This window comes from Agromyces sp. Y182, from assembly GCF_059445385.1.
The window spans coordinates 1-13,693 of sequence record NZ_JCAIUF010000001.1 but is presented as its reverse complement, the minus strand read 5'-3'; the positions used below and the strand labels follow the sequence as shown (position 1 = coordinate 13,693).

Annotated in this window: 13 protein-coding genes and 1 rRNA gene; 11 read left to right on the top strand and 3 right to left on the bottom strand. The window is 68.1% G+C overall.

The features are described from left to right. Positions 1-77: 77 nt before the first annotated feature. Positions 78-737 carry a hypothetical protein gene (locus tag AC1C2R_RS00070; protein WP_495378537.1) on the bottom strand — a complete coding sequence of 220 codons (660 nt, stop codon included), beginning with the start codon at positions 735-737 and terminating at the stop codon, positions 78-80. A 150-nt stretch (positions 738-887) separates the two neighbouring features. Here AC1C2R_RS00070 and AC1C2R_RS00065 point away from each other — a divergent pair, with 150 nt between their 5' ends. The 9 genes from AC1C2R_RS00065 (at position 888) to AC1C2R_RS00025 (ending at position 10,329) form a co-directional block, all read left to right on the top strand. Next, positions 888-2,123, top strand: coding sequence for a sensor histidine kinase (locus AC1C2R_RS00065; protein ID WP_495378536.1), 1,236 nt, complete (start codon positions 888-890; stop codon positions 2,121-2,123). Continuing rightward, positions 2,120-2,815: a response regulator gene (locus AC1C2R_RS00060; RefSeq protein WP_495350501.1), complete on the top strand. Its 696-nt coding sequence runs from the start codon at positions 2,120-2,122 to the stop codon at positions 2,813-2,815. The genes AC1C2R_RS00065 and AC1C2R_RS00060 overlap by 4 nt, the downstream gene beginning before the upstream one ends. A 178-nt stretch (positions 2,816-2,993) precedes the next feature. Then, positions 2,994-4,037 carry an N-acetyl-gamma-glutamyl-phosphate reductase gene (gene argC / locus AC1C2R_RS00055; RefSeq protein ID WP_495378535.1) on the top strand — a complete coding sequence of 348 codons (1,044 nt, stop codon included), beginning with the start codon at positions 2,994-2,996 and terminating at the stop codon, positions 4,035-4,037. Further along, positions 4,034-5,185, top strand: a complete 1,152-nt coding sequence (argJ, locus tag AC1C2R_RS00050; RefSeq protein WP_495378534.1) for a bifunctional glutamate N-acetyltransferase/amino-acid acetyltransferase ArgJ — start codon at positions 4,034-4,036, stop codon at positions 5,183-5,185. The genes argC and argJ overlap by 4 nt, the downstream gene beginning before the upstream one ends. A gap of 2 nt (positions 5,186-5,187) precedes the next feature. Continuing rightward, entirely contained in the window at positions 5,188-6,087 is a 900-nt protein-coding gene (gene argB / locus AC1C2R_RS00045) for an acetylglutamate kinase (RefSeq protein WP_495378533.1), read from the top strand. Beyond that, positions 6,084-7,283: an acetylornithine transaminase gene (locus AC1C2R_RS00040; protein WP_495350497.1), complete on the top strand. Its 1,200-nt coding sequence runs from the start codon at positions 6,084-6,086 to the stop codon at positions 7,281-7,283. The genes argB and AC1C2R_RS00040 overlap by 4 nt, the downstream gene beginning before the upstream one ends. A 39-nt stretch (positions 7,284-7,322) precedes the next feature. Then, positions 7,323-8,252 (top strand): ornithine carbamoyltransferase, encoded by a 930-nt coding sequence (gene argF, locus AC1C2R_RS00035; RefSeq protein WP_495350496.1) that lies wholly within the window; start codon positions 7,323-7,325, stop codon positions 8,250-8,252. Further along, positions 8,252-9,715: an argininosuccinate lyase gene (gene argH / locus AC1C2R_RS00030; RefSeq protein ID WP_495378532.1), complete on the top strand. Its 1,464-nt coding sequence runs from the start codon at positions 8,252-8,254 to the stop codon at positions 9,713-9,715. The genes argF and argH overlap by 1 nt, the downstream gene beginning before the upstream one ends. Beyond that, positions 9,712-10,329: a DNA-3-methyladenine glycosylase gene (locus AC1C2R_RS00025; RefSeq protein WP_495380354.1), complete on the top strand. Its 618-nt coding sequence runs from the start codon at positions 9,712-9,714 to the stop codon at positions 10,327-10,329. The genes argH and AC1C2R_RS00025 overlap by 4 nt, the downstream gene beginning before the upstream one ends. 95 nt (positions 10,330-10,424) lie before the next feature. On the opposite strand, the gene AC1C2R_RS00020 is transcribed toward AC1C2R_RS00025, so the two are convergent. Both AC1C2R_RS00020 and AC1C2R_RS00015 read right to left on the bottom strand, forming a co-directional pair. Beyond that, a complete protein-coding gene (locus AC1C2R_RS00020; protein WP_495350494.1) occupies positions 10,425-11,030 on the bottom strand; it encodes a hypothetical protein in 606 nt (201 codons plus the stop codon). Then, positions 11,027-11,632, bottom strand: a complete 606-nt coding sequence (locus AC1C2R_RS00015; protein ID WP_495350493.1) for a DNA-binding protein — start codon at positions 11,630-11,632, stop codon at positions 11,027-11,029. The genes AC1C2R_RS00020 and AC1C2R_RS00015 overlap by 4 nt, the downstream gene beginning before the upstream one ends. A gap of 198 nt (positions 11,633-11,830) precedes the next feature. On the opposite strand from AC1C2R_RS00015, the gene tyrS reads away from it, so the two are divergent. Further along, positions 11,831-13,132 carry a tyrosine--tRNA ligase gene (tyrS, locus tag AC1C2R_RS00010; protein ID WP_495350492.1) on the top strand — a complete coding sequence of 434 codons (1,302 nt, stop codon included), beginning with the start codon at positions 11,831-11,833 and terminating at the stop codon, positions 13,130-13,132. A 502-nt stretch (positions 13,133-13,634) separates the two neighbouring features. After that, positions 13,635-13,693, top strand: a 16S ribosomal RNA gene (locus AC1C2R_RS00005); the annotation flags it as partial.

Below are 13,693 nucleotides of genomic sequence, written 5' to 3'. Positions count from 1 at the left end.
GCCGCGGTGGTCGCGGCACCGTCGTGTCGAGCCTAGGCCGCGAGATCTCGTGCTGACATCGGGCGGGCGGATGCTGATCATGGCCGGCGAGTGCCCGTCACCGCTTCGGGCGATTCGTTCTCGGCTTCGTGCGCGACGGTGTGCGGTTCGTGCCGCTTCCATCGGAACAGCATCGCGTAGACGGGACCGAACGCGAGCCAGAGCCCCGCGATGACGGTGAGTCGTGCGGCCATCGCCCAGAGTTGGTCAGACCAGATGTCCTCGAAACTCGTCGGAACCCCCGCTCCCGCGAGAACGGCCATGAGGAGCAGGCACGGGAGCGCGATCGCCCACGCGACGAGCACTCGCAGCCATTCCCGCCACATGCGCCGGATATACACGGGTCCACTCTTCTCCGGCGTCTCAGGTGGCGGGCCACCGGCGAATCGGAAGGCGAACCATCGGTCGGTCGCCGCGATGATCGAGTGACCGAACCCGACGGTGAATCCGAGGTAGATCGCCGCGAGCGCGTGGGCGACGCCGGGTTCACCCCCGCCGGCGAGGTCGACCGCGGTGAGTGCGATGAGCAGGATATCGGCGAGCGGGACGCAAAGGAGGATCACGCGGCTCGCCAGCTCACGGCGCAGAAGGTAGCGAGTCGCGAGTCCGCCGAAGAGGAGGAGCCAGAAGACGACCTCCACTCCGAGGATCGCGAAGATGATCGGGCTGAGTCGGCCGTCGTCGAGAAGATGATCCATACTTCGAGCCTTGTCCGTGATCCGAAGGCGCGCGTCGACCGAAATCGGTGTCATCGAGGTCGACGTGTACACACTTCGAATGACGGTCGGCCCGTTTGGCTCAGCAGGAGTGGGGTCGCGGGGGCCTTTTCAAACTGCTTGCATGGAGGTATGGCTTCCCAACGCCTCCGCCCGCTTCTCGCGCGCCACTCGACGCTCGCCATGACGGTCGTCTACCTCGCGCTCGCCGTCGTGCTGCTGCCGGCCGGTCTGCGCGTCTCCTGGGCCGAGGCGCCCGCCGAGCTCTCGCCCGCGCTCGACGTGGTGCTCGATGTCGTCCTCGTTCTCATGATCGCCGCGCTGCACCTCGTTCGGTTCCGGGCTCCACTTGCGGTCGCGCTCATCTCCACCACGGTGCTGTTCGCGTTCGGGGTCATCACCGGCGCCAGCCCGATCGGTGCCCTGATCATCGTGGTCGACCTGATCTACGTCGTCGCCCTCACCTCCTCGTCACGCGGGGTCGACGTGATGATGTACGCGGCGAACGGGGCGGCTGTGCTCGCACTGCTCGCGCTCGCGTTGCCGGGCGGACCCCCCGAGGAGTTCGCGAGAGTCCTCTGGGTGCCGATGGCCCTCGGGCTTGTTTTGTGGTGGGGGCGCGCGGTGCGCGTTCCCCGGCTCGAGGCCGCGTCCGAACGCGAGCGGGCTGCGGCCGTCGAACGCGCCGCGGAATCAGAGCGCCGCGGCGCGCTCGCCGCCGAGCGCATGGGAATCGGGCTCGAGCTGCACGACCTCCTCGCCGGCCACGTCGTCGCCATCGCCATGCAGAGCGAGGCGGCACTCGCGACCGCGCGGCGCGAGCGTTCGGCGACGGCGAGCGGCCTCGAGGCGATCCGGGCATCGAGCCTCGAGGCGCTCGCCGAGTTGCGGTCGATGATCGATGTGCTCCGGAGCGACGGAGACTCCTTCGCAGCTCCAGCGACGCTCGCCGAGCTCGGCGACCTCGTCGCGCGTGCACGGTCGTCGGGCGCGACGATCGAGGTGGAGTCGGACGCCGTGGCCATCGCCCAGTTGCGGACAGCCGTTTCGGTCGCGGGGTATCGCATCGTCGCCGAGGGACTCGTGAACGCCGCAAAGCACGCTCCCGGCCGGGCCGTCGAAGTACACGTCGTCGTCGAGTCCGATCTGCTGCGCATCGAGCTCTCGAACCCCGCCGGCTCGGACTCCGACGCGCTGCCACCGATCGCGGGGGGCCACGGCCTGATCGGCATCGTCGAGCGCGCCCGGCTTCTCGGCGGGCACGCTGAGGCGGGGCTCGCGGACGGACGGTGGAGGCTCCGCGCCGAACTCCCGCTCGGTCGAGGCGAGCCGGCCGACGAGAACGCGCAGACCGGAGCTGCCCGATGATCCGGGTGCTCATCGTCGACGACCACGCAGCGGTGCGCGCGGGGCTGGGTGCCCTTCTCGCGGCGGCCGATGACATCGTGGTCGACGGGGAGGCGGGCAACGGGCGTGAGGCGATGCATCGACTCGAACAGTCGAGCTTCGACGTCGTGCTCATGGACGTGCAGATGCCCGTGCTCGACGGTGTCGCTGCAACGAGGCAGATCGTCGCACACCACGATGCCCGCGTGCTCGTGCTCACGACGTTCGGGCTCGACGACATCGTGACCGCCGCGCTCGCCGCGGGGGCAGCCGGATTCCTCGTGAAGACCGCCACCGCCGACGAACTCATCGCGGCCGTCCGGCGCATCGCCGCCGGCGACTCGGTCCTTGCTCCCGAGGTCACGGGCATGGTGCTCGACCGCTTGCGGAGGGTCGAGGCAGAGTCGCTCGGGAGTCCGTTCCCCGAGGCATCCGCTCGGCTCGACAAGCTCACGGCCCGAGAACGGGAGGTGTTCGACGCGCTCGCCCTGGGTCTGTCGAACGTCGAGATCGCCGATCGCCTTGTGATCACCGAGGCGACCGCGAAGACGCACGTGTCGCGAGTGCTCGGCAAGCTCGGGCTCGACTCGCGAGTGCAAGCGGCCCTGCTCGCCCGCCACGCGCACGAGCAGGGCCGCGCCCTCGGTTTGCGCGGCCCACGCGCCGCCCGGTAGGGTCGCTGCATGTCCACCGCTCGGTTCGCCGCCTCCGCACGCGTCACGCGTGTCGTCGTGGTGCGCAGCCGACGTCGTGGCGAGCGCCGACTCTAGGCGACCCCGCACGCGGCAACGAGGCCGTCAGCAGGTGTCGCCAGAGCCATCCCTCGACCGCTTCGACCTTTAAGGTGGAATCATGACGTTCTCCGTCGCCGTTTCCGGCGCGTCCGGCTATGCCGGAGGCGAGATCCTTCGCCTCCTCGCCGATCATCCCGACTTCGATGTGCGCACCGTGACCGCGCACTCCAACGCCGGCCAGCCGCTCATCGCGGTGCAGCCGCACTTACGCAGCTACACGCATCTCACGTTGAAAGAAACGACCGCCGAGACGCTCGCCGGTCACGACATCGTGTTCCTCGCGCTTCCGCACGGGGCATCCGGTACGATCGCCGCCGAGCTGTCGGCCGAGACGCTCGTCATCGACTGCGGCGCCGATCACCGGCTCGAGAGCAAGGCCGACTGGGCGGCCTTCTACGGCGGCGACTTCCATGGCGCCTGGACCTACGGCGTGCCCGAGCTGCCCCGCCTATCGGGCACGCAGCGCGATCGCCTTGCGAAGACGAAGCGCATCGCCGCGCCGGGCTGCAACGCCTCCACGGTGGCGTTGTCGCTCGCGCCCGGCATCCGCGCGGGGGTCATCGAGGCGGCCGACCTGGTGTCGGTGCTCGCGGTCGGCCCCTCGGGAGCAGGCAAGAGCTTGAAGGCGCACCTGCTCGGCTCCGAGATCCTCGGCTCGGCGAACCCGTACTCGGTCGGCGGGGTGCACCGACACATCCCCGAGATCCAGCAGGCGCTGCGCTGGGCGGGTGGGGCGCATCCCACGATCTCGTTCACCCCGGTCATCGTTCCGATGGCGCGGGGCATCCTCGCGACCTCCACGGCGAAGATCGTGCCGGGTACGGATGCCGCGACGGTGCGTGCAGCGTGGGAAGACGCCTATGCGGGCGAACGGTTCGTGCAGCTTCTGCCGGCGGGCCAGTTCCCGCGCACCGGCGACGTGCTGGGCGCGAACACGGCCCTGCTCGGCCTGCAGATCGACGAGAACGCGGGCCGCGTCGTGGTGGTCGCCGCCGTCGACAACCTCGTCAAGGGCACCGCAGGTGCCGCCATCCAGTCAGCCAACATCGCGCTCGGGCTCACCGAGTCGACCGGCCTTCCCGTGAACGGAGTCGCCCCGTGACGGTCACCCACCCGCAGGGATTCGAGGCGGCAGGTGTCGCCGCGGGCATCAAGCGCACCGGGGCACTCGACCTCGCGCTCGTCGTGAACCGGGGACCTGCCCAGCAGGCGGCCGTCGTGTTCACTTCGAACCGCGCACAGGCCAACCCGATCATCTGGTCGAAGCAGGTCGCGGCCGACGGCATCGTCTCGGCGATCGTGCTGAACTCGGGCGGCGCGAACTGCTTCACCGGCCCCGAGGGGTTCCAGGTCACGCATCGCACGGCTGAAGCCGCGGCCTCCGGGCTCGGGGTCGCCGCGGGCGACGTGCTCGTCTGTTCGACCGGGCTCATCGGCGACCAGCTCGACGGCGAGGTTCTCGAAGAAGGCGTCGTCTCGGCGATCGCCCGGCTCTCCTCCGATGGCGGCGACGACGCAGCGCGCGCCATCATGACGACCGACACGACGCCGAAGCAGGTCGTCGTCGAGGGCGACGGTTGGTCGATCGGCGGCATCGCGAAGGGCGCCGGCATGCTCGCGCCTGGCCTCGCAACGATGCTGGTGGTCGTCACGACGGATGCCTCGCTGCCGGCGTCAGATCTCGATTCCGCGCTCCGCGCCGCGACTCGCGTGACCTTCGACCGGCTCGACTCCGACGGATGCATGTCGACGAACGACCAGGTGTCATTGCTCGCCTCCGGGGCATCCGGCGTCGCGCCCGACCTCGCCGACTTCACCGCGGCGCTCACTGCAGCGTGCAGCGACCTGGCTCTGCAGCTTCTGGCCGACGCCGAGGGCGCGAGCCATGACATCGCGATCGAGGTCGTCGGTGCCGAGACCGAAGACGACGCCGTCGAGGTCGGTCGTTCGGTGGCCCGCAACAACCTCTTCAAGGCCGCGATCTTCGGCAACGATCCGAACTGGGGGCGGGTGCTCGCCGCGATCGGCACTACGAGCGCGCCGTTCGACCCGTACCTCGTCGACGTCTCGATGAACGGGGTCCGGGTCTGCCATGCGGGTCGCCCCGACGCGCCGCGCGACCAGGTCGACCTCACGCCGCGGGCCACGCACGTGCTCATCGAACTGCACGCCGGCGAGGCATCCGCCACCATTTTCACGAACGATCTCACGCACGACTACGTGCACGAGAACAGCGCCTACGCGAGTTGAGCATGAGCGACGACACAGAACCAGACGAGAACGACGCTGCGGCGAAAGCGCAGGTGCTCATCGACTCACTGCCCTGGCTCAAGCGGTTCCATGGCGAAACGATCGTGGTGAAGTTCGGCGGCAACGCCATGGTGAGTCCCGAGCTGCAGCGCGCGTTCGCCGAAGACATGGTCTACCTGCGCTACGCGGGCATCAAGCCCGTCGTCGTGCACGGTGGCGGGCCGCAGATCTCGGCGATGCTCGAGCGCCTGGGCATCCCGAGCGAGTTCCGCGGCGGCTACCGGGTCACGACGCCCGAGACGATGGACGTCGTGCGCATGGTGCTCTCCGGCCAGGTGAACCGCGAGCTCGTCTCGCTCATCAACGAGCACGGCCCACTCGCCTCGGGGCTGTCGGGTGAAGACGCGGGGCTCTTCACGGGCCGCCGACGCGGAGCGCTCGTCGACGGCGAAGAAGTCGATCTCGGTCTCGTCGGCGACGTCATCGCGGTCGACCCGGCCGCGGTGCTCGCCGAACTCGCTGCCGAACGCATTCCGGTGGTCTCTTCGATCGCACCCGACGGTGACGTCACCGGCCAGTCACTCAACGTGAACGCCGACTCCGCCGCCGCCGCATTGGCCGTCGCGCTCGGCGCCGCGAAGCTCGTCATCCTCACCGACGTCGCCGGCCTCTACCGCGACTGGCCGAATCGCGATTCGCTCGTCTCGGTGATCGACGTGCCCGCGCTCATCGACCTGCTGCCGAGCCTCGAGTCGGGAATGATCCCGAAGATGTCCGCGTGCCTCGAAGCCGTCGAGGGCGGTGTGCCGAAGGCGGCCATCATCGACGGCCGGGTGCCGCACTCGATCCTGCTCGAGGTCTTCACGCAGTCGGGCATCGGCACCGAGGTGGTCGCGGCATGAGCGACTGGCAGCAGCGCTTCGACCAGCGCATGATGGGCTCGATCGGCATGCCCCTCGCGAAGCTCGAGCACGGCACGGGCGCTTGGGTGACGGATGCCGCGGGCACGACGTACCTCGACTTCCTCGCCGGCATCGCCGTGAACTCGCTCGGGCACGCGCATCCCGTGTTCGTCGAGGCGGTGACCGCACAGGCATCGAAGCTCGCCCACGTGTCGAACTACTTCACGACCGAGCCGGCCCTCGAACTCGCCGAACGGCTCGTGCGGCTGGCGGGCGCAGAGCCCGAGGGGCGCGCCTGGTTCGGCAACTCGGGCGCCGAGGCCAACGAGGCGGCGTTCAAGCTCGCGAGGCTCAACAATTCAGGCGGAGCGCGGACGCGCATCCTGGCCCTCGTCGACGCCTTCCACGGCCGCACGATGGGCTCACTCGCACTCACCGGCAAGCCGCACATGCGCGCGCCGTTCGAACCGATGGTCGGGGGAGTGGAACACATCCCGGCGACGATCGAGGCGCTCGAAGCATCCGTCGACGATGCGGTGGCCGCCGTGTTCGTCGAGCCCATCCAGGGCGAGGCCGGGGTCGTCGAGCTGCCCGAGGGCTTCCTGCAGGCTGCGCGCGAGCTGACGCATCGACACGGAGCGCTGCTCATCGTCGACGAGATCCAGACGGGCGCCGGGCGCACGGGCGAATGGTTCGGCTTCCAGCACGCCGGCATCACGCCCGACGCGATCACCGTTGCGAAGGGCATCGGCGGCGGCATGCCGATCGGCGGGCTCGTGACCTTCGGCCACGCATCCTCGCTCTACCAGAAGGGCCAGCACGGGTCGACGTTCGGCGGCAACCCTCTCGCAACCGCGGTGTCCAACGCCGTGCTCGGCGAAATCGAGCGTGCCGGCCTCGTCGAGAACGCCGCCGTGCGCGGCACCCAACTGCGCGAGCGCATCGAGGCGATCGGTTCGCCGCTCGTCGGCGGCACGCGCGGGCTCGGTCTGCTCATCGGCGTCGCCCTCACCGAACCGCTCGCCGGGCACGTGGTCGCCGACGCGATGCGCGAAGGCCTCATCGTGAACGCCGCCAATGACCACACCATCCGCATCGCGCCGCCGCTCATCATCGGCGACGCCGAGATCGCCGAGTTCGAGGTGCGATTCACGCGCGCCCTCACCAGCGCCCTCGGCGAAGCTCATGCGCACTGACCTCACCGACACCACTCACGAAACGGACGACACCTCACCATGACCCGCCACTTCCTCCGCGACGACGACCTCACTCACGCCGAGCAGACCGAGATCCTCGACCTCGCCGAGCAGTTGAAAGCCGACCGCTGGTCGCAGACCCCGCTCGCCGGCCCGCAGACCGTCGCGGTGATCTTCGACAAGTCGTCGACGCGCACCCGCGTCTCGTTCGCGGTCGGCATCGCCGATCTCGGCGGCTCGCCGCTCATCATCTCCACCGCCAACAGCCAGCTCGGCGGCAAGGAGACCCCGTCAGACACCGCGCGCGTGCTCGAGCGCTTGGTCTCGGCTATCGTCTGGCGCACCTATGCGCAGGCGGGCCTCGAAGAGATGGCGGCCGGCACCACCGTTCCGGTCGTCAACGCCCTGTCCGACGACTTCCACCCGTGTCAGCTGCTTGCCGACCTGCTCACGATCCGTGAGCACAAGGGCCGGCTCGCCGGACTCACCGTCACGTTCCTCGGCGATGGTCGCAGCAACATGGCGCAGTCCTACCTGCTCGCGGGTGCGACGGCCGGCATGCACGTGCGTGTCGCCGCACCCGCGGAGTTCGCCCCCCAGGCATCCGTCGTTGCAGATGCCGAACGCATCGCCGCGACCACCGGTGGATCGGTCGCGGTGCTCACCGACGCGCGGGAGTCCGTGACCGGCGCCGACGTCGTCGTCACCGACACCTGGGTGTCGATGGGCAAAGAGGAGGAGAAGGCGCATCGCGTCGCGACGTTCGGCGGGTACCAGGTCGATACCGAACTCATGTCGATCGCGGCATCCGACGCCGTCTTCCTGCACTGCCTGCCTGCCGACCGGGGGTACGAAGTGACCGCCGACGTCATCGACGGCCCGCAATCGATCATCTGGGACGAGGCGGAGAACCGGCTGCATGCGCAGAAGGCGCTGCTCGTCTGGCTGCTCGCCAGGAAGGGTGCATGATGGCCGACGCCAACGGCGCACAGGGCGCGAACGACGACGCGCACGGCACGAACGAGGGTTCGCTCTGGGGCGCACGATTCGCCACCGGGCCGTCGCCCGAACTGGCACGCCTCTCGAAGTCGACGCATTTCGATTGGCAGCTTGCCGGCTACGACATCGCCGGCTCTCGAGCGCACGCCCGGGCGCTCGCCGCTGCAGGCTACCTCTCGCCCGATGAGCTCGACGCGATGCTCGGCGGGCTCGACACGCTCGAGGCCCGGGTCGTCTCGGGTGAGATCATCGCCGGCGACGCCGATGAAGACGTGCACGGGGCGCTCGAGACCGCGCTGATCGACATCGTCGGCCCCGAACTCGGCGGCAAGCTCCGCGCCGGGCGCAGCCGCAACGACCAGATCGCCACGCTCGTGCGCCTCTACCTGAAAGACCACGCAGCGACGATCGGACGCGACCTCGTGCACCTGATCGACGCGTTGGCGGCCCAGGCCGACACGCACCGCACCGCGATCATGCCGGGGCGTACGCACTTGCAGCATGCGCAACCGGTGCTGCTCGCGCACCACCTGCTCGCGCACGCCTGGGCGCTCTCACGCGATCTCGATCGACTCGTCGACTGGACGAAGCGAGCGGATGTCTCGCCGTACGGCGGGGGAGCGCTCGCCGGTTCGACACTCGGTCTCGACGCGGCATCCGTCGCCCGTGACCTGGGACTCGCCGCCCCTGCTGAGAACTCGATCGACGGCACCTCGAGCCGCGACGTCGTCGCCGAGTTCGCCTTCATCACGGCGATGATCGGCATCGACCTCTCGCGCTTCGCCGAAGAGATCATCCTCTGGAACACGCGCGAGTTCGGCTTCGTCACCCTCGACGACGGCTATTCGACGGGCTCGTCGATCATGCCGCAGAAGAAGAACCCCGATATCGCCGAGCTCGCACGCGGCAAGTCTGGCCGCCTCATCGGCAACCTCACCGGCCTCCTCGCGACACTGAAGGCGCTGCCGCTCGCCTACAATCGCGACCTGCAGGAAGACAAGGAGCCCGTCTTCGACTCGGTCGAGACGCTCGAGGTGCTGCTGCCGGCATTCACCGGCATGGTCGCGACGCTCATCTTCCATGTTGAGCGCATGGCAGAGCAGGCGCCGGCCGGCTTCTCACTGGCCACGGATGTCGCGGAGTGGCTCGTGAAGCGGCGGGTGCCGTTCCGCGATGCGCACGAGATCACCGGTGCGCTCGTACGCTACGCAGAGGAGCACTCCCTCGAGCTCGACGCCGTCGACGACGACGCCCTTGCGGCGATCTCGCCGCACCTGACTCCCGATGTGCGGGAGGTGCTCACCGTCGAGGGCTCGGTCGCGAGTCGTGACGGCATCGGCGGCACCGCCCCTGTGCGCGTCGCCGAGCAGTTCGCGCGGCTCGCCGACCGCGTGCGCCATCTCGTGGCGGGTCTTCCGGAGGCGCGGAACTGAGCGAGCTCGTCGCACAGGCGCGGGAGTTCTTCCAACAGGATCCCGTGGCACTCGCGCCGCTCCTCCTCGGCGCGGTGCTGGCGTACGATGCGCCCGACGGTCGGGTCGCGATCCGGCTCTCGGAACTCGAGGCATACCGGGGTGTCGGCGAAGACCCGGGCTCGCACGCGTTCCGGGGCCGAACGCCGCGCAATGAGGTGATGTTCGGTGCGCCCGCACACCTCTACGCGTATTTCAGTTACGGCATGCACGTCTGTCTGAACGTCGTGGCTCGACCAGTGGGCAGCTCATCGGGTGTGCTCATGCGCGGCGCGACGGTGGTCGAAGGGCTCGAGATCGCCAGACGCCGTCGCCCAGGCGTGAGCGATCGCGACCTCGCAAGGGGTCCTGGCCGGCTCTCGAAGGCACTGGGAGTGCCGCTCGACGCCGGCGGCAGCGACCTGCTCGCGGCGCCGTTCACACTGCAAGTGCCGAGTGTTCCGCTCCATCACGCGAGCGGCCCGCGCACGGGAGTCGGCGGTGCGGGCGGCGGATCGGAGTATCCGTGGCGATTCTGGCTGCCTGGCGACGAGGGTGTCTCGCCGTATCGGCGTCACAAGCTCGCCGCGGAGTGACGTTCGACGGGGAGACGGTCACTCGTCGCCGGAAGCAGGTACGCGCTCGCGTGGCCGAACGACCGAGTTGCGGCATCCGCACCTCGTGACGCTCGTCAGCGCACGGCGAGGTGCACGACGAAGGCCGCCGCGCATGCCCAGATGAGGCTCGCGAAGGTGCCGATGATGAATCGCTCGCGCGCCTCGGGTGCCTCGAGCTCGGTGAAACGGCCGACGCCTTTGACCGCGACGACGATGGCAAGCGCTTCGGGGAAGCCTGCGATGATCGCTCCCGCCGAGGCGACGCGCTCGAGCACACCGATGGTGAGTCCTCCGCGCAGCACCTCGCGTCGGCTGCTGGACTGCACGCCGCGGTGCTCTTCGTCGGCTGATCGCTTGTCAGCGACGATGATGCCGCCGTGCAGGCCGGGTGCGACGGTGCCGCCCATGGCGAGGTCGAGCGCCGTGGCAGCGGCCGGGCTGCCGCCGAAGACCGCGATGGTGAGTCCGAGCACGGTGATCAGCGGCGCGAGCCCGAACTGAGCCGGGCCGGTTGCAGAGGCCGCGGCGAGCAGCGCGACCGTGAGCGTGCCTGCGGCGAACCAGATGTAGGCACGCCGCGGTCGAAGGTATGCCAGCACCGACAGCGCGGTGGCCGCGACCATGGCGATCAGCAGGGCGGACCAGGTGATGGCGTCGGCGATGACGACGAGGTGATTCATGTGCGGGCTCCCGTCGCGGCATCCAGATTCTCAAGCAGCCTAGCGAGCGCCGGCACTGCATCGAGCTCGGCTCGAATATTCGCCGACTTCACGCGTGAGCTGATCGCCGGCGCGCTCACCCCGAGCTCGTCGGCGATGTCGGATTGGAGAGCGCCGGCGACGATGCGGTCGTAGACCTCCCAACCCTGGTCCGAGCGCCGTTCACGCAGGATGAGTGCGAGCTTGAAGATCGCCTCGACGTGCGCGGCATCGTCGTGGGCAGCCTCGATCGCGAGCCGAGGCGAGCTCTTCTTGGCCCGCTCGACCGCGTCCCTCGCGGCGAAGAACGCCTCGCCGCTCGCTTCCCGGATATCGGCGGGCAGCGGCTCGCGCACGGCGCCGCAGCCCACGCCGACGCTCCATGCGGCGTCGCGGGTGAGTTCGAAGACGACGTCGACCACGGTCCGCGCGTCACTCGTGAGCAGCTGTATCTCGTCTCCCGCGTTGCGCGCGACGGGGAGTCGGAGCCGATCTCCATGATCGCGCTGGATTCGGTCGCGCTCCACACCCGCCAGATCGGCGTTCGTACGACTGGCGACTTGGTCGGCGGTGACGACGATCATGGCATCTCCTTCACCTTGAATCCTTCATCGTGGTGTGGATAAGCATACAGCATTAATCATCGCACGACACTGTTCCAGCGTGAGACGGGGCGGACTGCCTTCACCTTGACTCCTTCATCGCGGGCTAAGTAAGCATGAAACCTTAATCGAATGTCGGTTAGAGGTCGAACCTAATGGGCCCGCTGATAACCTGACGGAGTGTCAGACCCCGTGATCCTCAGTACCCAGCAGAACGACGCCTCCTTCGCAGACGTCTGGGAGGAGCTCGTCTGGCGTGGCCTCGTGCACGTCTCGACCGATCAGGCTGCGCTGAAAGACCTCCTCGCGGGCGAGCCGATCACCTATTACTGCGGGTTCGATCCCACTGCGCCGAGTCTGCACCTGGGCAACCTCGTGCAGCTCCTCGTGATGCGACGTCTCCAGTTGGCCGGCCACAAGCCGCTCGGCCTCGTCGGCGGTTCGACGGGCCTGATCGGCGACCCGAGGCCCTCGGCCGAGCGCACGCTGAACACGAAGGAGACCGTCGCCGAGTGGGTCGGGTACCTGCAGGGCCAGGTTTCGAGGTTCCTCTCCGCCGAGGGCGAGAACCCCGTTCGGCTCGTGAACAACCTCGACTGGACCGGCGGTCTCTCCGCGATCGACTTCCTCCGTGACATCGGCAAGCACTACCGAGTCGGAACGATGTTGAAGAAAGACGCCGTCGCCTCGCGGCTCAACTCCGATGCCGGCATCAGCTACACCGAGTTCAGTTACCAGATCCTGCAGGGGTTCGACTACCTCGAGCTCTACCGCCAGCACGGCTGTGTGCTGCAGACGGGCGGCAGCGACCAGTGGGGCAACCTCACGAGTGGCACCGATCTCATTCATCGGGTCGAGGGCGCGAGCGCGCATGCGATCGGCACGCCGCTCGTCACCAATAGCGACGGCACGAAGTTCGGCAAGAGCGAGGGCAATGCGATCTGGCTGGATGCCGCGATGTGCAGCCCGTACGCGTTCTACCAGTTCTGGCTCAATACCGACGATGCCGATGTCATCTCACGGCTGAAGATCTTCACGTTCCTCAGCCGGGAGCGCATCGATGAGCTCGAGCAGCTCGTTGAAACCGAGCCGTTCAGGCGAGAGGCGCAGCGGGTGCTCGCCACCGAGGTGACCACACTGGTGCACGGTACGGATGCCACGGCGGCCGTCATCGCTGCCTCGCGTGCCTTGTTCGGTCAAGGCGACCTCGCCACTCTCGATCTCGCGACACTCGAGGCCGCCTTGCGCGAGCTGCCGAACACCACGAGTGCAGCGGATGCCCCGATCGTGCAGCTCCTCGTCGACACCGGCCTGGTCTCGAGCCAGAGTGAGGGCCGGCGCGCGATCGCACAGGGGGGAGTGTCGCTCGACAATGTGCGCATCGACGACGAGGCGGCAACGCTCGATGGTCGCGTCGCCACCGGCGGCATGGCGGTCCTCCGCCGTGGCAAGAAGACGCTCGCCGGAATCTTCGTCGAGTAGTCGTTCATGACGACGTCCAGGGCTCCGGTCGCTCACTTCGGTGAGAGCCCGGAGCCCTTCTGTTTCCGGGGCTCAACACACGACACGCCCGGGATGCGGCCAGAAGTTGCACGCCCCCCGGAATCCACGTAATGTAATCACTCGTTGCCCCACAGGAGCGGAAGAGCAGAACTGCTCATCCTCCTCAAGTGGCACGAAGATCCCAAACCTTGAAGACAATGTCTTCAGTGCGTTTGAAGCGTTCGGTTCCGTCCTTTACAGGATGCCCGAATGAGAACGACAAGCTCCGGTAGTTCGATCCGCTCAGGTTCGAACGCCGGGTGCGTCCGTTCCTTGAGAACTCAACAGCGTGCACTATGTTCAATGCCAATTTTTGAACCCTGTCCCGGTCTTTTTGGCCGGGTGGGATTCCTTTGATTGATGGACAATTTGATTCTAAGTAGTCAGTTGTTTCTCTGTCAGTGATTGAAACTCTCAATGCCTTCGGGTGTTGGAACCAGTTTTTTTGGAGAGTTTGATCCTGGCTCAGGACGAACGCTGGCGGCGTGCTTAACACATGCA

What these genes read in the sequence shown, in the direction of transcription:
- argH (WP_495378532.1), top strand. Translation starts at nt 8,252, where the DNA reads ATGGCCGACGCCAACGGCGCACAGGGCGCGAACGACGACGCGCACGGC.
- AC1C2R_RS00065 (WP_495378536.1), top strand. Translation starts at nt 888, where the DNA reads ATGGCTTCCCAACGCCTCCGCCCGCTTCTCGCGCGCCACTCGACGCTC.
- AC1C2R_RS00015 (WP_495350493.1), bottom strand. Translation starts at nt 11,632, where the DNA reads ATGATCGTCGTCACCGCCGACCAAGTCGCCAGTCGTACGAACGCCGAT.
- AC1C2R_RS00040 (WP_495350497.1), top strand. Translation starts at nt 6,084, where the DNA reads ATGAGCGACTGGCAGCAGCGCTTCGACCAGCGCATGATGGGCTCGATC.
- argC (WP_495378535.1), top strand. Translation starts at nt 2,994, where the DNA reads ATGACGTTCTCCGTCGCCGTTTCCGGCGCGTCCGGCTATGCCGGAGGC.
- AC1C2R_RS00060 (WP_495350501.1), top strand. Translation starts at nt 2,120, where the DNA reads ATGATCCGGGTGCTCATCGTCGACGACCACGCAGCGGTGCGCGCGGGG.
- argF (WP_495350496.1), top strand. Translation starts at nt 7,323, where the DNA reads ATGACCCGCCACTTCCTCCGCGACGACGACCTCACTCACGCCGAGCAG.
- AC1C2R_RS00070 (WP_495378537.1), bottom strand. Translation starts at nt 737, where the DNA reads ATGGATCATCTTCTCGACGACGGCCGACTCAGCCCGATCATCTTCGCG.
- argB (WP_495378533.1), top strand. Translation starts at nt 5,188, where the DNA reads ATGAGCGACGACACAGAACCAGACGAGAACGACGCTGCGGCGAAAGCG.
- AC1C2R_RS00020 (WP_495350494.1), bottom strand. Translation starts at nt 11,030, where the DNA reads ATGAATCACCTCGTCGTCATCGCCGACGCCATCACCTGGTCCGCCCTG.